This window comes from Brevundimonas sp. AVps4 (assembly GCF_058681525.1).
On the sequence record NZ_CM178741.1, the window covers coordinates 1,218,182 to 1,237,091 of the forward strand.

General features: G+C 68.7%; 24 protein-coding genes and 3 pseudogenes. 19 read left to right on the plus strand and 8 right to left on the minus strand.

The annotated features are described in order from the left end of the window. Window positions 1–66 precede the first annotated feature (66 nt). Both ACW178_RS06015 and ACW178_RS06020 read left to right on the plus strand, forming a co-directional pair. Entirely contained in the window at window positions 67–1,113 is a 1,047-nt protein-coding gene (locus tag ACW178_RS06015) for a methyl-accepting chemotaxis protein (protein ID WP_287104333.1), read from the plus strand. Window positions 1,114–1,145: 32 nt separating this feature from the next. Continuing rightward, entirely contained in the window at window positions 1,146–1,613 is a 468-nt protein-coding gene (locus ACW178_RS06020) for a YcgN family cysteine cluster protein (protein WP_492024968.1), read from the plus strand. Between the two features lie 46 nt (window positions 1,614–1,659). On the opposite strand, the pseudogene ACW178_RS06025 reads toward ACW178_RS06020, so the two are convergent. The 5 genes and pseudogenes from ACW178_RS06025 to ACW178_RS06045 all read right to left on the minus strand — a co-directional run. Further along, a pseudogene (locus ACW178_RS06025) lies at window positions 1,660–1,803 on the minus strand (transposase); the annotation flags it as partial. A gap of 199 nt (window positions 1,804–2,002) precedes the next feature. Beyond that, window positions 2,003–2,101, minus strand: a pseudogene (locus ACW178_RS06030) (hypothetical protein); the annotation flags it as partial. 10 nt (window positions 2,102–2,111) lie between these two features. Beyond that, window positions 2,112–2,177: pseudogene (locus ACW178_RS06035) on the minus strand (hypothetical protein); the annotation flags it as partial. Between the two features lie 85 nt (window positions 2,178–2,262). Beyond that, window positions 2,263–4,518, minus strand: a complete 2,256-nt coding sequence (locus tag ACW178_RS06040; protein WP_492024969.1) for a TonB-dependent receptor — start codon at window positions 4,516–4,518, stop codon at window positions 2,263–2,265. 117 nt (window positions 4,519–4,635) lie between these two features. Then, on the minus strand, window positions 4,636–5,037 hold the full coding sequence (locus ACW178_RS06045) for an IS5 family transposase (protein WP_191558890.1): 402 nt from the start codon (window positions 5,035–5,037) through the stop codon (window positions 4,636–4,638). Window positions 5,038–5,394: 357 nt separating this feature from the next. On the opposite strand from ACW178_RS06045, the gene ACW178_RS06050 reads away from it, so the two are divergent. Then, window positions 5,395–5,823 (plus strand): hypothetical protein, encoded by a 429-nt coding sequence (locus tag ACW178_RS06050; protein WP_191558891.1) that lies wholly within the window; start codon window positions 5,395–5,397, stop codon window positions 5,821–5,823. After that, window positions 5,750–6,964: a DNA-packaging protein gene (locus ACW178_RS06055; protein ID WP_263596084.1), complete on the plus strand. Its 1,215-nt coding sequence runs from the start codon at window positions 5,750–5,752 to the stop codon at window positions 6,962–6,964. The genes ACW178_RS06050 and ACW178_RS06055 overlap by 74 nt, the downstream gene beginning before the upstream one ends. Here ACW178_RS06055 and ACW178_RS06060 read toward each other — a convergent pair. Further along, window positions 6,951–7,373, minus strand: coding sequence for a type II toxin-antitoxin system VapC family toxin (locus ACW178_RS06060; RefSeq protein WP_191558892.1), 423 nt, complete (start codon window positions 7,371–7,373; stop codon window positions 6,951–6,953). The two genes, ACW178_RS06055 and ACW178_RS06060, sit on opposite strands and share 14 nt — an antisense overlap. After that, on the minus strand, window positions 7,374–7,640 hold the full coding sequence (locus ACW178_RS06065; protein WP_054764891.1) for a type II toxin-antitoxin system Phd/YefM family antitoxin: 267 nt from the start codon (window positions 7,638–7,640) through the stop codon (window positions 7,374–7,376). It lies immediately after the preceding gene. Window positions 7,641–7,744: 104 nt separating this feature from the next. On the opposite strand from ACW178_RS06065, the gene ACW178_RS06070 reads away from it, so the two are divergent. The 12 genes from ACW178_RS06070 (at window position 7,745) to ACW178_RS06125 (ending at window position 15,823) form a co-directional block, all read left to right on the plus strand. After that, entirely contained in the window at window positions 7,745–8,899 is a 1,155-nt protein-coding gene (locus tag ACW178_RS06070) for a phage portal protein (RefSeq protein WP_287106078.1), read from the plus strand. 49 nt (window positions 8,900–8,948) lie between these two features. Then, on the plus strand, window positions 8,949–9,185 hold the full coding sequence (locus ACW178_RS06075) for a hypothetical protein (protein WP_054764893.1): 237 nt from the start codon (window positions 8,949–8,951) through the stop codon (window positions 9,183–9,185). 105 nt (window positions 9,186–9,290) lie between these two features. Further along, window positions 9,291–9,686 carry an HK97 family phage prohead protease gene (locus ACW178_RS06080; protein WP_287106084.1) on the plus strand — a complete coding sequence of 132 codons (396 nt, stop codon included), beginning with the start codon at window positions 9,291–9,293 and terminating at the stop codon, window positions 9,684–9,686. Between the two features lie 835 nt (window positions 9,687–10,521). Continuing rightward, on the plus strand, window positions 10,522–11,760 hold the full coding sequence (locus ACW178_RS06085) for a phage major capsid protein (RefSeq protein WP_287106079.1): 1,239 nt from the start codon (window positions 10,522–10,524) through the stop codon (window positions 11,758–11,760). Window positions 11,761–11,903: 143 nt separating this feature from the next. Beyond that, window positions 11,904–12,167, plus strand: coding sequence for a head-tail connector protein (locus ACW178_RS06090; protein ID WP_287106080.1), 264 nt, complete (start codon window positions 11,904–11,906; stop codon window positions 12,165–12,167). Continuing rightward, window positions 12,134–12,460, plus strand: coding sequence for a phage head-tail adapter protein (locus ACW178_RS06095; protein ID WP_287106081.1), 327 nt, complete (start codon window positions 12,134–12,136; stop codon window positions 12,458–12,460). Before ACW178_RS06090 ends, ACW178_RS06095 begins: the two co-directional genes overlap by 34 nt. After that, the gene (locus tag ACW178_RS06100) at window positions 12,457–12,867 is read left to right on the plus strand and encodes a DUF3168 domain-containing protein (RefSeq protein WP_287106082.1); all 411 of its coding nucleotides are present in this window, start codon (window positions 12,457–12,459) and stop codon (window positions 12,865–12,867) included. The genes ACW178_RS06095 and ACW178_RS06100 overlap by 4 nt, the downstream gene beginning before the upstream one ends. A gap of 114 nt (window positions 12,868–12,981) precedes the next feature. Continuing rightward, complete coding sequence (locus ACW178_RS06105) at window positions 12,982–13,392, plus strand: phage major tail protein, TP901-1 family (protein ID WP_054764899.1); 411 nt, start codon at window positions 12,982–12,984, stop codon at window positions 13,390–13,392. A 162-nt stretch (window positions 13,393–13,554) separates the two neighbouring features. Next, window positions 13,555–13,845, plus strand: a complete 291-nt coding sequence (locus tag ACW178_RS06110; protein ID WP_054764900.1) for a GTA-gp10 family protein — start codon at window positions 13,555–13,557, stop codon at window positions 13,843–13,845. After that, entirely contained in the window at window positions 13,842–14,039 is a 198-nt protein-coding gene (locus tag ACW178_RS06115; protein ID WP_492024970.1) for a phage tail assembly chaperone, read from the plus strand. Before ACW178_RS06110 ends, ACW178_RS06115 begins: the two co-directional genes overlap by 4 nt. Window positions 14,040–14,069: 30 nt before the next feature. Further along, window positions 14,070–15,235, plus strand: a protein-coding gene (locus ACW178_RS06120; RefSeq protein ID WP_191559183.1) for an IS3 family transposase whose coding sequence is annotated in 2 segments (ribosomal slippage) — window positions 14,070–14,328 and window positions 14,328–15,235 — 1,167 coding nt in all. Because the reading frame shifts where the segments join, the coding sequence is not laid out codon by codon here. A 42-nt stretch (window positions 15,236–15,277) separates the two neighbouring features. Then, a complete protein-coding gene (locus ACW178_RS06125; protein WP_152949633.1) occupies window positions 15,278–15,823 on the plus strand; it encodes a phage tail tape measure protein in 546 nt (181 codons plus the stop codon). Window positions 15,824–15,918: 95 nt separating this feature from the next. Here the strand turns inward: ACW178_RS06125 and ACW178_RS06130 are convergent, their stop codons facing one another. After that, window positions 15,919–16,623, minus strand: a complete 705-nt coding sequence (locus ACW178_RS06130; RefSeq protein WP_054764903.1) for a DUF805 domain-containing protein — start codon at window positions 16,621–16,623, stop codon at window positions 15,919–15,921. Window positions 16,624–16,720: 97 nt separating this feature from the next. On the opposite strand from ACW178_RS06130, the gene ACW178_RS06135 reads away from it, so the two are divergent. The 3 genes from ACW178_RS06135 (at window position 16,721) to ACW178_RS06145 (ending at window position 18,680) form a co-directional block, all read left to right on the plus strand. After that, window positions 16,721–17,332 (plus strand): DUF2460 domain-containing protein, encoded by a 612-nt coding sequence (locus tag ACW178_RS06135; protein ID WP_191559167.1) that lies wholly within the window; start codon window positions 16,721–16,723, stop codon window positions 17,330–17,332. A 131-nt stretch (window positions 17,333–17,463) separates the two neighbouring features. Next, the gene (locus ACW178_RS06140; RefSeq protein WP_191559166.1) at window positions 17,464–18,111 is read left to right on the plus strand and encodes a phage/gene transfer agent baseplate hub protein; all 648 of its coding nucleotides are present in this window, start codon (window positions 17,464–17,466) and stop codon (window positions 18,109–18,111) included. 149 nt (window positions 18,112–18,260) lie between these two features. Then, window positions 18,261–18,680 carry an NlpC/P60 family protein gene (locus ACW178_RS06145; RefSeq protein WP_492024971.1) on the plus strand — a complete coding sequence of 140 codons (420 nt, stop codon included), beginning with the start codon at window positions 18,261–18,263 and terminating at the stop codon, window positions 18,678–18,680. Window positions 18,681–18,910: the final 230 nt, after the last annotated feature.

An 18,910-nucleotide genomic window follows, 5' to 3' on the forward strand; every position in this document is an offset into this window, starting at 1 on the left:
AGCCTTCGCGCTTGCCTCGGTTCGCCCGCCTCCCCTTGTGGCGCGCCGGGCGGGACGGGGGTCTCCATGAGTGAAGCGGACGCGGGCGTCAGGCCTGAGCGTATTCTCGAGCTGTCTGAGCGGCTGAACGCCGTGGCGGGCGAGAAGATCGGCGAGATCGCCTCGGTCAATCGGGCCTCCAAGATGCTGGTGGTCAACGCCCAGGTGGTGGCCGCCCGCAGCGGCGAGGCCGGGCGCAGCTTCATGGTGGTGGCCGAGGAGTTCAAGCGCATCTCGGGCCAGATCGACGACATCGCCGGCGCCCTGGAGCAGCAGGTGCGGGGCGACCTGAGCGAGCTGTCGGCCATCGGCGGGGCGATCCTGGGCCAGCTGCGGGGCCAGAGGCTGGCGGACCTGGCGCTGAACGCCATCGAGATCATCGACCGGAACCTTTATGAGCGGACCTGCGACGTGCGCTGGTGGGCGACCGACAGCGCCGTGGTGGATTGCGTCGCCCAGCCGGACGCCGCCAAGGCCGAACACGCCAGCCGCCGGTTGAAGGTCATTCTGGACGCCTACACCGTCTATCTGGACCTTTGGATCTGCGACAGGGCCGGGACGATCGTCGCCAACGGTCGGCCGGACCGCTATCCGGTCAGGGGTCAGTCGGCGCGGGAGATGGCCTGGTTCCGCGACGCCCTGGCGACCAAGTCGGGCGACGATTTCGCCGTGGCGGACGTCGCCCGGCTGGAGGCGCTGAACGGGGCGCCGACGGCGACCTACGCCACCGCCATCCGCCAGGGCGGCCTGGCGAACGGGGCGGTGATCGGGGTTCTGGGCGTCCATTTCGACTGGCAGGCCCAGGCCCAGACGGTGGTGGACGGGGTGCGGCTGACGCCCGACGAAAAGGCCCGGACCCGGGTGCTGCTGCTGGACCAGACGCACCGGGTGCTGGCGGCCTCGGACGGGGTCGGGGTGCTGAACGAGACGGTCAAGCTGGACGTCGCGGGCGGCGCCATGGGCAGTTACGCCAAGGGGGGACGCACCATCGGCTACGCCCGCACGCCGGGCTATGAGACCTATCAGGGCCTGGGGTGGTATGGATGCCTGGTTCAGGACGCGGTCGCCATCTGATGGCCGCATCCGTCGATTAGGCGCGCCGTCCAATGATCCCCGAGCCCACCCGACCCTATTGGGAAACCAAGACCCTGGCCGAGATGACCCCGGCCGAGTGGGAGGGGCTGTGCGACGGCTGCGGCCTGTGCTGCGTGATCCGGTTCGAGGACGAGGACACGGGCGAGGTGATCCCGACGCGGGTCCACTGCCGGCTGTTCGATCCGAACGCCTGCGCCTGTTCGGACTATGCGAACCGCAAGGCCCATGTGCCGGACTGCATCAAGCTGACGCCGCACAATATCGAGGCGCTGGAGTGGATGCCCCTGTCCTGCGCCTATCGCCGGCTGCACGAGGGGCGGCCGCTGGCGGCCTGGCATCCGCTGGTCTCGGGCGATCCCGAGACGGTGCATACGGCCGGGGTTTCGGTCCGGGGACAGACGATCTCGGAACTGGCCCTGGCCGAGCCGGAAGACGCCCTGGACTTCGAGGCGCCCGAATGGATGGTCGAGCGGGGGTGACGGTGGCGACGCCTCTGGCTTCCAGGTCGGCCAGGATGAAGTCGGCGTCGTAGCCCTTGTCGGCGAGCAGGACGCAAGGGTCGGGACCGGGTTGGTCCATCACCGGCGCATAGCCCTTCACATCCGAGATCTGACCGCCGCTCAGACAAACCGCGACAGGGAGGCCCTGAGCGTTGCAGCGGAGATGGATCTTGGTCGAGAAGCCACCGCGCGAGCGGCCAAGACCCTAGTCCTGATCCGATGGCTTTGAGCGCGCCGGCGGCGTGCTGATGGGCGCGGATGATGGTGGAATCGATCATCTGGACGCTGGCGCGACCTTCGCCGGTCGCGTTCAACGCCTCCAACATCACGTCCCAGAGCCCTGCCTGCGTCCACCGCCTGAACTGAAGATAGACCGAGTTCCAGGCGCCGAAATGGCTGTGTAGATCCCTCCAGGCCGCCCCCCGTACGGGCGATCCAGAACACGCCGTCCAGAACCAGCCGATGATCCCGTGGCCGCCGACCCCGCCTCGGTCCCGTCTCGATCACGAACGGCTCGAAGAAGGCCCATTCCTCGTCCGTCATCAAACCCCGAACCAACGCCGCTCTCCGCAAGAACAGCCTTGAATCAGCAATCAGAGAATTTGGGAATCCACTTTGTCCGCACCGCCTAGTTGCCGTAGTCGAAGCGATCCTCCAGGCTGCCGGTGCGCCTCCCGAAGGCGTAGGACAGGGAGAGCGTGAAGCGTCTGGCGTCGTAGCGGCGGTCGATGTCCTGATCGAAGGTTTCGCCGCGCACCCTCTCTCGTCTTGGGGCGCTGTCGAAGAGGTCTGACACCGTGGCCGTGAGAAATAGGCTGTCGGCAAGTTTTCGTCGGTAGCCGAGGTTGACGACACTGAACGCCTCGCGTCGTCTTTGCTGGCTCAGATCTTCACCGAGCTGAACGGCGTTTATCTGAACGAAATCGTGGTCGGTGATCTTCCAGTTGACGTTGGCTTGAGACGAGGGCGTCCAAGCGCTGCGGCGGTAAGAGCCTGCCCCCTCCGCGCCGCTGACCTCATTCCAAGCAAACCGGCCGGTCAACTTGTAGGTGATCGTCGATCCGACCGAGCCGCTCGCCACAAGCTCTAGGCCGGCTGTTCGAAACTCGCCGATGTTGGCGCGCCGGTCGAGGATCGCACCGTCGGCCCGCAAAGTGCTGAGCGTGCCGATCCGGTTCGACGTGGAACGATAGTAGCCGGTGGCTAAATAGTTGCGTCCTGAAGCTTCATGTTCAAGCTCCAGTTCATAGGCGCTGGTCTTTTCGGGCTTCAGATCACGTCGGCCGCTGAAATAGGACAAGGGGCCAGAATATTTAACGGTCTCGTCGAGATCATTCGCTCTTAGACGATCGACTCGTCTCGTAAAGCTGCCGCCGATGATCCAATCCTGAGCGACCGTGTAGCGAACATGGCCCGTCGGATAAATCTCGAAATCACGTGTGCGCTGAGCGTTCCCGCCTTGTCGCGTCACCCAGTCGGCGACTTCCAGCCGAACGCCCGGTAGAACCTCCAGTTCGCCAAATCGAGTTTTGTAGGTTGTATAGAGGGAGGCGACGCTGCGATCGTAGCCAAACGGATTGTCTCTCGCGCGGCCGGCGGCTCCAGGCGTCTGCCCCTCGGCGTAGCCTACGTCGGCCTCCTGCCGCTCCAGATCGGACCCGACGATCAGTTCCCCGCCCGGCCTGGCCTCGATCTTGTATTCCGCCTTAAACGTCACCGTTTGCAGCTCGAGCGAACGAAGGGCGGCCTGTCGCCGGTTCCTGGCAGGCTCGTCCCAATAGTCGATGACGTCGTCCTGGGTTTCGTCCTCGGTCTGACGCGACACGCGCAGGCGAGCCAAAGCATAGCTGTCCGTCCCCGAAAGCGTACGCTTCAGCATCAAGCCGCCGGAGACCAGGTCGGCGTCGCTGCGCCCATGGCTGGTGCTCTCAAAGGCCGGTTCGGCGCCGCTCGTCCGGGCGGACGAGTCGAAGACCGCGCGGCGGTCCTGGCGCTGGTCCAGGCCGAAATAGTCCAGATCGAGCGTGAGCTTGCTCTTGGGGTCAAGCTGCCATCCCACGGTCGATGACGCATTGCTTTCCGTCTTGCGAAGCTGCGTCCGGCTCTCAAGACGGTCTTGATCGATCGCGTCGGCGGGCTGGATGAAGCGCCGGGTCGTAGTGTCGTCGATCACAAGGGGAATTCGTCTGGCGCCGGCGGACCCATTGAACGACAGCGGTCCATGATTGGCCGAGTGGCTGACGCTGAAGTTCCCTGCGCTGCGACTGCCGCCGCCGACAGTGATATTGGTCGTCGGCTGCGACTGTCCGTCCTTCCGGGAAATCAGATTGATGATTCCCGCCTGACCCTCCGGGCTGAACGCCGCCGAAGGATTGGTCATGACCTCGACCCGGCTGAACTGCGCGGCACGTAGCTGTTGAACCCCCGCCGCCTGATTGGCTCCGTTGACCTGAGGCGCAGGCTCCCCGTCAATCAGAATCGTGACCCCCGCCGCCCCCCGCAATTTGACGGAGCCGTCGGGATCGACGCTGACGGAAGGCACGCCGCTCAGGACGTCGGCGAGCGAACCGGATTGATACTGAAGATCGTTCTTTATGTCGTAGCTGCGACGATCGACCGAGCCCCTGACCCGCGCATTGCCCACCACTGTCACGGTCTCGACCTCGGTCGGGCCTTGGCTCTGCGGTCCCGCCGGCGGGCTGCCAGGGGCCGCCTGAGTGGCAGCCAAGACGGAGGAGGCCGGCGCAGACAGCGCAACGACCGATGCGCCTATCCGCGCCGCCGCTGAAAGATCGATCCACCTTGGATGGCGGCAGGGCGTCTCGAACCCCGTCGCGCGGTTGCGGATTCTTTGAAAATGACGGCGCGTACGATGGAACGTCAAGCCTGCCCCCCTGACGATAATCTCTCGTCAAACAACCTAGACGCAACACGCCTTGCGAACGAATTAGCGTTTGTTAATTCTAAATTCTATTCTAGGCGGTGTGGAAAAGTGTCTGATTCATAGGCGGATTGAAGCGACGAGGACGAAGCCGAGGAAGCTGTCTGCGGTCTTGTCGTATCGAGTGGCCAGTCTGCGGTTGTGTTTCAGCTTCGAGAAGCATCGCTCTACGTGGTTCCTCAGGCCATAGATATGGCCGTCGATGACGGGCTGGACCTTGCGGTTCCGCCTGGCGGGGATGACGGTGGCGACGTCTCTGGCTTCCAGGTCGGCCAGGATGAAGTCGGCGTCGTAGCCCTTGTCGGCGAGCAGGACGCAAGGGTCGGGACCGGGTTGGTCCATCACCGGCGCATAGCCCTCCACATCCGAGACCTGACCGCCGCTCAGACAAACCGCGACAGGGAGGCACTGAGCGTTGCAGCGGAGATGGATCTCAGTCGAGACAGGTCGTCTCCAGAGCATCAAAGCATCAGGGGTTCCGTACTCTGCGGCTTGCCTCCAGCAGTTGAAACGGCACCTATAGCCCCCAGATTGGGCGCGTCCCCGCTCTGTTCAGGCATCGGGCTTTGAGACCACTCCGCTTGACGGCGTGGCGGGCTTCAGGAGGCGATGACAAGCTGCTGAAGCCGTCGAATTCCGGGGCGCATCCTTATGGGTGCGCCCTTTGTCATTTTTGGGCCTACCGCGCTTGGAGCCGTTGTCGGATGCATGGCTTCAAGCCGTAGGGCGACGCTGCTTGAAATCCCGTTCTTCCAAACCATTACGCCTTTCCAAGCGCGAACTTCCGGCCTGGGGACGCTGGTGCGCTAGGGTTTGGGCATGACGGGAAAAAGCGAAGAGAGCGAGGCGGGCGGCGACTGGCTGGCGCCGCTGTTCGAGCAGTTGAAGGGGGCGGTTCAGCGCGCCGCCGCCGTACTGGCCAAGGACGATCCCGAGGAAAAGGCGGATGCGGAGACGCTGGCGCGGCGCGCCGGCGTGGTGGCGCGCGCCGCCCTGGCGGTCGATGCGATCCGCCGCCGCATGGAGGCTGAGCGCAGGGCCGAAAAGGACAGCGAAGAGGACGAAATGGGTGGGCGAACCGACAGACCCGAGGAGGACGCGCGGCTGCGACGCCGGCTCACCCTCCATTCCGAGCGTTTGGACCGCATTCTGGAGACGAAAGGCGCCCGACCAGATGGACGCGCGCGAGTTGAGGCGGATGGTGCGGGCGACGGGGCTGCATCCTCACCAATGCCCGCCCCTGGATGAGCCCTGGCGGACCTGGCTGCTGCTGGGCGGGCGCGGGTCGGGCAAGACCTTCGCCGGGGCGGTTTGGATGGATGTGGCGGCGCGGTTCAGGCCCGGCGCGGTCATCGCCCTGGTCGGACCGGCCCTGCACGACGTGCGCGAGGTGATGGTCGAGGGGGAGGCGGGGATCAAGGCCCTGGCCGAGCCGGGCGACCGGCCCCGCTGGGAGGCCGGGCGGCGGCGGCTGGTGTGGGCCAACGGCTCGACCGCCTACGCCTTTTCCGCCGAGGACCCGGACAGTCTGCGCGGACCCCAGTTCCACGCCGCCTGGGCCGACGAATTCTGCGCCTGGCGCAAGCCCGAGGCGGTGCTGTCGAACCTGAGGTTCGGCCTCAGGCTGGGGCCCGACCCCCGGCTGGCCGTGACGACCACGCCCCGGCCCATTCCGGCCCTGCGCCGGCTGATGGCCGAGGCGGGGACGGTGACGGACCGGGCGGCGACGGCGGACAACGCCGAGAACCTGTCGCCGGGCTATGTCGATCATCTGACCGACCTTTACGGCGGGACGCGGCTGGCGGCTCAGGAGCTGGAGGGACAGGTGGTGGAGGGCGAGGGCGCCCTGTTCCGCATCGCGGATCTGAAACAGGCGCGGGGAAGCCGGCCGGCCGAGCTGGACCGGGTGGTCGTGGCGGTCGATCCGCCCGCCAGCGCCCACGGCGACGCCTGCGGCATAGTGGTGGTGGGACGGCGCGAACGGCGGGCCTTCGTCCTGGCCGACCGGACGGTGCGGGGCCTGTCGCCCGGCGGCTGGGCCGCCGCCGTCTGTCGCGCCGCGCGGGATTTCGACGCCCAGGAGGTGGCGGCCGAGGCCAATCAGGGCGGGGAGATGGTGCGAAGCGTCCTGGGCCAGGCGGACTGTCCGGCCCCGGTCGCCCTGGTCCACGCCCGCCGCTCCAAGGCCGCCCGGGCCGAGCCGGTGGCCCTGTTGTACGAACAGGGGCGGGTCGTCCACTGCGGCGACTTTCCCGCCCTGGAGGAGGAGATGCTGGCCCTGGGCTGCGAGGGCGGCCCCAGTCCCGACCGGGCCGACGCCCTGGTCTGGGGCGTGTCGCGGCTGATGCTGGAGCCGCGGGGCGAGGGGCCGTGGATCAGAAGACTATGACGCCGGAGGTTTGGGGATATTGGGCTGCGGCCCGCGCCAAGGCGGTGTCGGCGCTGATCAAGGAGACGCCCAGGAGGAGAGCCTGAGCCAGGATGATGCGGTCCCACGGGTCGCCATGATCAATGGGCAGGGCGGCGGCCAACTGCGCCGTTTCGGCGCTGATGGGCGTAAGTCTGTAGTCGTGGCTCGGCAAGAAGGACGTCAGGTCTGGCGGCATTCTAAGGAGAAGATCGTCGCGACGCGCGCGGACGCGACGCGGGTCGCGTCGTTTGAAGTCGATCTCGTAGATGCTGGCGACGCTGACATGGGCGACATCGCTGTCGGCGATGAGCCGTGCGGCGGCAGGCGACAGCCGAGGGTCGTCAAAGACGGCCCAGATCAGCGCCTGAGTGTCGAGCAGGACCGCCATTCAGCGGTAGAAATGATCTTCGTCTTCCGAACGAGCCAAACGCTCCATCTCGGGGTCCGGCTGAAGGAAGAGGGTTGCTTCTTCATCCGTCAGCGGCCCCAGGTGGGCCAGGGCGCCGATGCGGAGGCTGGGGCGAGCTTTGGCCGCGCGGATGACGGCGACGGCGTGGCCGTCGCGGGACAGGACGATTTCCTCGCCCTGTTCGGCCTGGGCGGCGAGTTCGGCCAGGGTGGCCTGAGACCGGGCGATGTCGACGTGGATCGTCATAGGCCGAGACTAGCACGGGCGGGGCGGAGGCGAAACGGCGGCGCCGAGCGCCGGCCGCCGCCTCCGCTGCGGCAAGACATTTTCAGGAGAGTGCGATGGGTGGGATGCGGTGGCCGTTCGGCCGGGGCGGGCGTGCGCCCGATCCGGGCGCGCCGGAGGCGAAGGCCAGTCGGACGGCGGTGCTGCTGTCGGGCGTCGGGCGGGCGCGGTGGACGGGCAATGACTACGCCGGCCTGGCGCGCGAAGGCTATCAGAAGAACGCCGTGGCCTATCGCTGCATCCGCATGATCGCGGAGGCGGCGGCCTCGGCGCCCTTTGCGGTCTTTGTGGACGGGGTGCGCGACGAGACCCATCCGCTGGCGCGGCTGATCCGCCGGCCCAATCCCGAACAGTCGGGGGCGGAGCTGATGGAGGCGGTTTACGGATCGCTTCAGGTCTCGGGCAACGCCTGGGTGGAAGCGGTGGGGGACGCGGTTCCCGAGGAGCTGTGGGCGCTCAGGTCGGACCGGGTCAAGGTGGTTCCCGGCCGGTCGGGCTGGCCCGAGGCGTGGGATTACTCTGTGGACGGACGGTCGATCCGGATCGGGCGGGCGGCTGACGGCTGGGCGCCGGTGATGCAGCTGAAGCTGTGGCATCCGCTGGACGACTGGTACGGCCTGTCGCCGCTGGAGGCGGCGGCGCAAGGGGTGGATGCGCACAATGCGGCCGGGGCCTGGAACAAGGCCCTGCTGGACAATGGGGCGCGGCCGTCCGGCGCCCTGATCTATGGGGCCAAGGGCGGCGAGCGGCTGACCGACGGACAGTTCGAGGCGCTGAAGGCCCAACTGTCCAGCGCCTACGCCGGGGTGGAGAACGCCGGGCGGCCGATCCTGCTGGAAGGCGGGATGGACTGGAAGCCCCTGAGCCTGACCCCCGCCGAGATGGACTTCACCGCCGGGCGACATGCGGCGGCGCGCGAGATCGCCCTGGCCTTCGGGGTTCCGCCGCAGCTGCTGGGGATACCGGGGGACGCCACCTATTCCAACTATCGCGAGGCCAACACCGCCTTCTGGCGACAGACGGTCATCCCCCTGGTGCGCAAGGCGGCGGGCGCGATGACCGGCTGGCTGGGCGGACGGTTCCCCGGCTGCGAGGTGCGGGCCGATCTGGAGGCCGTGCCGGCCTTGCAGCACGAACGCGACGCCCTGTGGGCGCGGCTGGAGGCGGCCAGCTTCCTGACGGAGGCGGAGCGGCGACGGATGGCGGGGGTGGAGGGATGAGGAAGGGGTGGCGAGTGTCGAGTGGCGAGTGGCGAGGGAGACGTGACGCATGAGCGACGACTCTCAGGTCCGGCGTGTGCCGACCGCCCTGGTGATCGCGGTGGTGGTGCAGACCATCGGCGGACTGGTCTGGGCGGGCGGGGCGGCGGCGCGGATCGCGACCCTGGAGCAGAGGGTCGGGGAACAGAGGCTGGTGGCCGAACGGCTGGCGCGGCTGGAGACCCAAGGCGAGGCGACGGCGGCGGCTGTCGAGCGGATCGAACGGCGGCTGGAGGGGGGCGGGTGAGTGGTTAGTGGCGAGTGGCGAGTGGCGAGTGGTGAGGCGAACCAGGCGATTGGACGAAGGCAGGCGCGACTTCGCTCGCCCCTCGCCCCTCGCCACTCGCCACTCCTGATCCAGGGCTACGCCTCCCTGTGGGGCGTGGCGGATCTGAACGGGGACGTGGTCCAGGCGGGGGCGTTCGCCGACAGTCTGGCGAAGACGGGCGCCGAAGGGGTGCGGATGCTGAACCAGCACGACGGCCGGGCGCCGGTCGGGGTCTGGGACGAGGTGCGCGAGGACGAACGCGGCCTGTTCGTGCGCGGCCGGATCGAGGACTGGTCGCCCGAGGCCCGCTTCGCCGCCGCCCTGAGCCGGGCGGGGGCGATGGACGGGCTGTCCATCGGATACCGCACGGCGCGGGCGCGGCGTCAGGGACGTTTGAGGGTGCTGAGCGGGGTCGAGCTGTGGGAGGTGTCGCTGGTGACGTTTCCCATGTTGCCGGGGGCGCGGTTCAACCTCGCCTGACGCGCCCTGGGACGGCCTGGGGCCAATCGACATTCAGCCTGCCGCCGTCCTGCCGGGGCGGTGCGCAGCGGAACGCTGATTGAGGATGGGTTCATCACAACGGGCACGACGCGGTCACGGCGAACACGGCGCGTTCCGATGGCGTCGTGACCGCTGTGAATCCGCCGTGATCGCTGTGATGAACCCGGTCGCCGCATCAAGGCCCTCTGACGCGGGAAGAGCGGCCTGACCGCAGTAGGCTGGATGTCGATTGAACCTGGCCGCCCTGAGCCTTCGGATCGGCGGTCAGAAGGATATCTATTTCACGCAGCCTGCCGATCAGGCCGCCAGTCGTGGCTGCGATCAACATGGCATAGCCAGACAGGTAAACCCACCAAGCGTTCGCCCCCTCCAGCAAGAGACTAAGACCGCCCACCACTATCCCTAAGGCTTGAGTAAGCACGACCGGGACCATCCATCCCGTGAGTGCGGAAAGGGCCTTTTTCTGCTGCGGCGACGCTTGCGCGCGTTGGGCGCGGACCCAGGTCAGAAGCGCTGGAAACCTGCTTCGCAGTCCGACGGCCACACCGGCGGCCGCCAAGACCGTTGATAGGATCAAAAGTCCGAGCCCTCCCATGCCGGGCGGCGGCGAGGGGGCAAGCCGACCGTAAAAAACGCTAGCCAGAAGCATCAGGGCGAGTGTGCCCCAAGTCGCCGCCCGCCGTAGAGCCCCTCTATCCATGCTGCATTGGTAGCATGAGGCGCAATCAAGGCTAGGGGCTGGATCACACAATTCCGGGCTGCAACCCGGACATTCCCGCGCGCCCCTCATGGACGCGCTCACACCGGAGACATCATGAAAGAGACCAAACAGGCTTCCGGCTCCCCGGAAGCGCAGGCTGTCGTGCGCGAGATGATGGCGGCGTTCGAGGCGTTCAAAGGGGCGAACGACGCCCGGCTGGGCGAGATCGAGAAGAAGGCGGCGGCCGATGTGCTGCTGGAGGAGAAGGTCGCGCGGATCGACCAGGCGGTGGCGGCGGCCCAGGCGCGGCTGGACCGGGTGATGAGCCAGAACCGGCGTCCGGCCATCGGCGGCGAGCCGGTGGAGCCTGCGTCGGCGCCCGAGGCGAAGGCGGCGTGGGACGGCTATCTGAAGACGGGCCACTCGCCTCAACTGGCCGGCGCCCTGGAGGTCAAGGCGGGGCTGTCTGCGGTGCCGACCTCGGGCGGCTATGTCGCGCCCTATGAGACCGAGCGGGCCATCGAGCGGCGGCTGATGGCGGCCTCGCCGATGCGCGAGATCGCGACGGTCAGGACGGTGGCGGCGGGCGTGTTCCGAAAGCCGGTCTCGACGGCGGGCGTGGCCTGCGGCTGGGTGGCGGAGACGGCGGCGCGGCCCGAGACCGATCCGGCGACCCTGGCCCTGCTGGAATTCCCCTCGGCGGATCTGTACGCCAATCCGGCGGCGACCCAGGCCCTGCTGGACGACGCCATGGTCGATCTGGACGAATGGCTGGCGGCCGAGGTCGAGGACGCCTTCGCGGCCCAGGAGACCCAGGCCTTTGTGGCCGGCGACGGGGTGAACAAGCCCAAGGGCTTTCTGGCCTATCCCACGGCGGCGGACGCGGATCAGGTCTGGGGCCAGATCGGTTATGTGGCTTCCGGCGCGGCGGGCGGTTTTGCGCCGACCAGCCCGGCGGATCGGCTGATCGACCTGATCTATGCACCCAAGGCCCAGTATCGGGCCAATGGGCGGTTCGTGATGAACAGGAAGACGGTCTCGGCCGTGCGCAAGTTCAAGGACGCCGACGGCAACTATATTTGGCAGCCGGCGACGCGGCTGGGCGAGACGGCCAGCCTGCTGGGCTATCCGGTCACTGAGATCGAGACCATGCCGGATGTGGCGGCCAACAGTCTGTCGATCGCCTTCGGGGACTTCCAGCGGGGCTATCTGATCGTGGACCGGGCGGGGGTGCGGGTGTTGCGCGACCCTTATTCGGCCAAGCCTTATGTCCTGTTCTACACGACCAAGCGGGTCGGCGGCGGGGTGCAGAACTTCGACGCGATCAAGGTGATGCGGTTCGCGGCGACGTAGTTGCGGCGTGACGAGCGGTCAGTGGCGAGTGGCGAGTGGTCGCTCGCCGCTGACGTATGAAACGGCGTTTGGGCTGAGTAGGGGTGGCGGTCTCGCCGCTCGCCACTCGTCACTCGCCACTTCCGAGCAAGGCGAGGAGAGACATGGCGCAACCGGTGACGGCGGCGGAGGCGAAGCTGTTTTTGAGGGTCGAGCATGAGGCCGAGGACGGCCTGATCCAGACCCTGATTGAGGCGGCCCAGGCGCGGGTGGAGGCGGAGGTGGGGCTGAGCCTGACCTCGACCGCGCCGGCGGGGCTGAGGCTGGCGATCCTGACGCTGGTGCTGCGGGCCTATGAGCGGGGCGAGGCGGCGGTGGACCTGTCGATCGACGAATGGACCGCCCCCTATCGCACGGTGCGGCTGTGAGGGTTCTGGCGAGCCTGTTCCGGCCGGTGGAGGCCGAGACCCCCTATGGCGGGCGCAGCGTGAGCTTCGAACCCGTCGGCTCGGCCTGGCTGACCTGCGGGACGCGGCGGCGGGTCGAACGGGGCGAGGGCGATCAGAGGCGGACGGTCGAGCGGCTGAGCGCCGAGGCGCGGGCCGACGCGCGGCTGGCGGTCGGGCGGGTGCTGCGGTTCGGCGGGGCCGACTGGGACGTCGTCGGCCTTGATCCTCTGCGGCCGGGGCGGCTGCGGCTGGAGCTGGAGCGGGTGCGATGAAGGATCATGAGAGCGCCCTGCAAAAGGCGGTGGTCGCGGCCCTGAAGGCGGATGCGGCGGTGTCGGCCCTGATCGGCGGGCGGGTGTTCGACCGGCCGCCGGAGGGCGCGGCCTGCCCCTATCTGGCGCTGGGCCGATGCGAGAGCCGGCCGCTGGCGGCGGACGGGGGCGGGGTGGAGCAGAGGCTGACCCTGACCGGGGTGTCGCGCTTCCTCGGCGCGGAAGAGGCCAAGGCGATGGCGGCGGCGGTGCGGGCCTGTCTGCACGAGGCGGTGCTGGAGGCGGACGGGGTGCGGACCGCGACCCTGAGGGCGACCTTCGCCGACGTGTTTGCAGCGAGCGACGGGCGGCGGACCTATGCGGTGGTGCGGCTGAGGGCGGTGACCGAGGAAGTGGCGAGTGGTTAGTGGCGAGTGGCGAGCTGGATCGGGCGGGCGGAAGCAGCGGGGGGAGCCGTTGCGACGACCTTCCTCGCCACTCGTCACTCGCCACCCGCCACTCAGGAGCAAAGCGAGGACAAGATGACCGCACAGGCGGGCAAGGACATGCTGCTGAAGATCGAGGGGGCGCCGGGCGTCTTCACGACGGTGGCGGGGTTGAGGGCGCGGACGATTTCGCTGAACGCGCGCACGGTGGACGCCACCGACGGCGACAGCGCCGGACGGTGGCGCGAACTGCTGGCCGGCGCCGGGGTCAAGTCGGCGGCGGTGTCGGGCCAGGGGATCTTCCGCGATGCGGCCTCGGACGCCCTGGTGCGGGAAGCCTTCTTCGATCAGGCGGCGAAGCGGTGGCGGCTGGTGGTGCCGGACTTCGGCGTGCTGGAGGGGCCGTTCCTGGTGGCGGCGCTGGAATACGCCGGGACGCATGAGGGGGAGGCGACCTTTGCGCTCAGCCTGGCCAGCGCGGGGGCGGTCGGGTTTTCGGCGGCGTGAGGGGGGTGAGTGCTAGTGCTAGTGCTAGTGAGCGGGCTTCGCCGGTGAGCGGAGAACGGCAGGGCGGCTGGGTAAGCGCTCACTAGCACTAGCACTAGCACTAGCACTGACGCTGACGCTGGCGCTGGCCCTAACCCTTTTCACTTCAGATCGGGATGGACGATGAACCAGGCGCGGGGCGAGGCGGCGGTGATGCTGGGCGGGGTGCGGCGCAGGGTCTGTCTGACCCTGGGGGCCCTGGCCGAGATCGAGACCGGGCTGGGCGTCGAGGGTCTGGCGGCGGCGGCCGAGCGGATGAAGACCCTGTCGGCGCGGGATCTGATGGTGGTCCTGGCGGCGGTGCTGCGCGGCGGGGGCGAGGCCCGGCCGGAGGTCGAGGCGGTCGATCCGCGCGAGGCGGCGCGGGCCGTGGCGGCGGCCTTTGAGGCGTCCTCCGGTCAAGCCGGAAGATGACGGGCGCGACGCCCTGGGGCGAGATGATGCGGGCGGCGATGCGGATGGGGATTGCGCCCGAGGCCTTCTGGCGGCTGTCGCTGAAGGAATGGCGGATGCTGACCGAGGCGCCGCGCGGGACGGCGCCGATGGGCCGGGCGGGCTTGGCGAAACTGATGGAGGTGAGGCGCCCCCTTCCTGATCCCTCGTTTTGAGTGAGAGTCCGTTTCATCAAGGAGACGGACGTGAAGAAGAGCAGGTTCAACGAAGCGCAGATCATAGGCGTGCTGCGCGAGCAGGAGGCCGGAAGCCCGACGGCGGAGGTATGCCGAAGGCACGGGATCAGCGAGCAGACCTTCTATCGGTGGAAGGCGAAGTACAGCGGCATGAGCGTGTCGGACGCCACGAAGCTGAAGGCGCTGGAAGACGAGAACCGGCGGCTGAAGAAGCTGCTGGCGGAGTCGATGCTGGACGTGTCGGCGCTGAAGGATCTTCTGGGAAAAAACTGATCGGGCCTGCAGCGCGCAGAGCGGCCGTGCTTCGTCTGATGGCGGAGCGCGGCTTCTCCCAGAAGCGCGCCTGCGGGCTGGTTCAGATCGATCCGAAGACGGTGCGTCGCGAGCCTGAACAGGGCGATGTGGAGGTGCGCGAGCGCCTGCGCAGCCTGGCGGCTGAGCGCCGCCGGTTCGGCTACCGGCGCTTGGGCATTCTGTTGCAACGGGAGGGCCTCAGCATGAACAAGAAGCGGCTGTTCCGGCTCTATCGGGAGGAAGGCTTGGCGGTGCGACGGCGACGGGGCCGCAAGCGGGCCACCGGAACCCGTGCGCCCATGGCCCTGCCGGACGGCCCAAACCAGCGCTGGTCGCTGGACTTCGTGGCCGACAGTCTGTCGTGGGGCCGACGCTTCCGCATCCTGTGCATCGTGGACGACTTCACGCGCGAGGCCCTGGCTCTGGTGGTCGACACCTCGATCGGCGGCTCACGCATGGCGCGCGAGTTGGACCGGCTGATCGCCCGACGCGGGCGTCCGGCCATGATCGTCAGCGACAACGGGACCGAGATGACCAGCCGGGCCATCCTGGAATGGACCAACCGCACCGGCGTGGCCTGGCATTACATCGCGCCGGGCAAGCCGCAGCAGAATGGCTTCGTCGAAAGCTTCAACGGCAGGCTCCGCGACGAGTGTCTGAACGAGGAGGTCTTCGCCACCCTGGCCGAGGCCCGCGCCGTCATCGAGCGCTGGCGCATCGACTACAACCACGTCAGGCCGCACTCGGCGCACGGGGGACTGACCCCGGAGGCGGTGCGCCTGAACCCCGCGGCCGTTCGGCTGCGCAACTTGATCAGCTCCGCCGCACGGCCGCTCCCGTCGGCGAAGCAGATCGGCTATCAACCCCCTGGACTCTCATAATGATCGAGGGACCAGAGGGGGGCGCCTCAGAGGACTGGCCCGATGACGGATGAGTTCGGACGGGACGGGATCGACGACCTGCCGCTAAAGGCGGCCGAGGCGGGGGCGGCGCTGGAGGCGCTGAAGGGGCCGGCTGAGGAGGCGGCGAACGCCATAGAGGCGGCCTTCGGCCGGGCGGGCGAAAGCCTGACCCGGTCGTTGGCGCGGGCGGCGGCGGACGGAGAGGTGTCCCTGTCGGAACTGGCCCAGGCGGTGCTGAAGGCGGTGAATGCGGCGGCCGGGTCCGGCGGATCGGGAAGCGGTCTGAGCGCGGCGATCCAGGCGGCGGCGTCCAGTTTCGGCGGGGCCAATTTCGGCGGTGCCAGGGCCGACGGCGGGCCGGTGCTGGGGGGCGGCGCCTATCTGGTCGGAGAACGGGGGCCGGAGGTGTTTCGCCCGAGCGTCGGCGGCGACATCGGGCCGACGACGGGCGGTGCTGTGACCGTCCATGTGGCGGTGGACGGCGGGGCCGAGGCCCTGCTGCGATCCGAGGCCCAGATCGCCCAGATGCTGGCGCGGGCGGTCAGCCTGGGGGCGCGGGGGAGATAGGGTTTTGAGTAGCGAGCGGCGAGGGGCGAGTGACGAGCGGCGATGCGGATGCGGCCTGTCTCGCCACCGACCACTCGCCACTCGTCACTGTCTTGCTATTCGCCCTTGGGGTTGGGGCCGAAGCGGTTGTCGCCCTTGTCGCCCTCGACCAGGCCGATCCACAGCAGGAAGGCGAGAGGAACCAGGCCCGCCAGGGCGAAGGCGCCGACGCCCGGGCCCATCAGGGCGAAGAAGGCGGCGGGATTGTCTTCGTAATAGTCGGGGCCCATGCCGCCGGCGAAGGCGGCGCCCATGACCATGACGAAGCCGATGATGGTGAAGACCGTCGCGGCGACCCAGGGAATGGCGACCAGCCAGCCGGTCTTGCCCATGTCGTGCAGGCGTTTCACCGAAATGGCCAGGTTCGGCCAGATCAGGGCCAGGGAGATCAGGGCGCCGATGATCGGCAGCCAGCCGGCGACGACGCCGACGCCCAGCAGGATCAGCCAGCCGATCCAGAAATGGCTGCGGCGGGTACGGCCCTCGAAGGACAGGAACAGTTTCTGCCAGTCGAAACCGGCGACGGTGGTGTCGGTCGAACTGGCGTAGCCGCCGGCGACGCCGACGGTGGAGGGGCCGCCCGCCAGGATCAGGATCTGGGTCGCCTCGCCATCCTCGGGCACGAAATCGACGCGGACGCCGGGGGCGGGGACGGCGGGGGACTGCAGGCCGGCGGCGCTGAAGCCGTAGCGGACGCCGTCGTCGCCGCTGATCAGGCCGGCGCCGGCCGTGGTGTCATAGCTGAGGATTTCGCCGCGCAAGTCTTCGCTCCCGTCTCGAGACGGCCCCCTCGGCCGTCGTTAGCCGAGCATGGACGAGCGGCGCCGTTCGGACAAGTGAAACAGGGGACAGGTTCGAATGAGCTTTCATGAGGTGCGCCTGCCCGCGCGGCTGGCGTTCGGCTCGACCGGCGGGGTGGAGCGGCGGACGGAGATCGCGACCCTGGCGTCCGGGTTCGAGCGGCGGTCCACGCCCTGGGCCCTGGGGCGCAGGCGCTATCTGATCGGGGCGAACCTGAGATCGCTGGACGACATGGCCGCCCTGATCGCCTTCTTCGAGGCGCGGCGGGGGCGGCTGTACGGGTTCCGGTTCAAGGACTTCGCCGATTTCAAATCGTGCGTGCCCAGCGGGACGGTTTCGGCCGGGGATCAGGTTCTGGGCCTGGGCGACGGGGCGCGGACGGTGTTTCCGCTGATCAAGACCTACGGCGACGTCGAACGGCCGATCCGGAAGCCGGTCGAGGGGTCGGTTCGGGTGGCGGTCGGGGGCGTGGAGACCCAGGGCCTTTCCGTCGATTGGACGACGGGGGCCGTGACCCTGGCGGCCGCGCCGGCGCCGGGGGTGACGGTGACGGCGGGCTTTCAGTTCGACACGCCGGTGCGGTTCGACACCGACCGGATCGAGACGACCCTGGAGAGTTTCGAGGCGGGGCGGATGGCGGCGGTTCCGTTGATCGAGGTGCGGGTCTGAAGAGAGTGGCGAGTGGTCAGTGGCGAGGGGCGAGGCGGTTCGGAATGCGGGAGCGCCGAGACCTGATCGTCGGAACGAATGTTCGGCCCGCTTACTCGCCACTCGCCACCGACCACTGAGCGAAGGCGAAGATGAGACACATACCGGACGATCTGGCCGCCCGCATCGAAAGCGGGGCGGCGCGGCTTTGCCATGTCTGGCTGATGCGGCGCGTCGACGGGACGCGGGCGGGCTTCACCGACCATGACCGCGATCTGACGCTGGACGGGGTGGTCTGTCGGGCGGCGAGCGGCTGGACCGTCGGGGCGGCCGAGAGCGGGGTCGGGCTGGCGGCGGGGACGGCCTCGGCCTCGGGCGTGCTGGACGACGCCTCGATCCGCGAGGCCGATGTGGCGCAGGGCCGGCTGGACGGCGCGGCAGTCGAGCTGTGGCGCCTGGACTGGTCCGAGCCGGACTTGAGGGTGCGGCTGTGGTCGGGGACGATCACGCGGCTGAGGCGGCAGGACGGGGCCTTCGTCGCCGATCTGGAAGGGCCGCTGGCGAAGCTGGAGCGGGTGGTCGGGCGGACCTATGGCCGGCTGTGCGACGCGCGGCTGGGGGACGCGCGCTGCGGGGTCGCGGATGCGGCCGGGCGGACCTGCGACAAGCGGTGGGAGACCTGCGTCGGGACGTTTGGGAATGGCGTGAATTTTCGGGGCTTTCCGGACGTGCCGGGGGATGATTTCCTGACGGCCTGGCCGGCGCAGGGCGGCCGCCATGACGGCGGGAGCCGGCGGTGAGGGGCAAGGCGCGAAGCGACACGCCTGACGATGGGGGACGTTCTTGTGAGAGGAAGACTTCCCTCTCCGACCCTGGTTCGCTTCGCGAACGCCGGGCCACCTCTCCCGCAAGCGGGAGAGGGTCTGGGGCGGGAGACGTCGGCGCGCGGGTGGCTGTGGCCGCCCGGGCCTGGCTGGGGACGCCGTATCGGCATCAGGCCAGTGTGAAGGGCGTGGGGGCGGACTGTCTGGGTCTGGTGCGCGGGCTGTGGCGCGAGGTGGTGGGGGCGGAGCCGGAAGGCGTTCCGCCCTATTCGCCGGACTGGGCCGAGGCGGGCGGGCGCGAAATCCTGCTGGAGGCGCTGGAGCGGTGGCTGATGCCGGTTCCGGTCGAGGCCATGCGGTCGGGGGACGTGCTGCTGTTTCGCATGTCGCCGGGCGTGGCGGCCAAACACTGCGCCGTTCTGAGCGACTGCGGCGGGCCGGAATCGAGGATGATTCACGCCTATTGGGGACGGGCGGTGGTGGAGAGCTGGATGGGCGTCTGGTGGCGACGACGGCTGGTCGCGGCGTTTCGGTTTCCGGGGTGAGGCTTACAGACCTTCCCCCGCTTGCGGGGGAAGTGTCAGCGCGTCGAGCGAAGCGAGACGGCTGACGATGGGGGAAGTCTTCTTGCTCCAAAAAGACTCCCCTCTCCGACCCTGGATCGGCTGCGCCGATCGACGGGCCACCTCTCCCGCAAGCGGGAGAGGGTCTGGGGAGGGCCGCCCCCACCCCGTCGCTTTGCGACGACCCTCCCCCCGAGGGGGAGGGAGGTTCT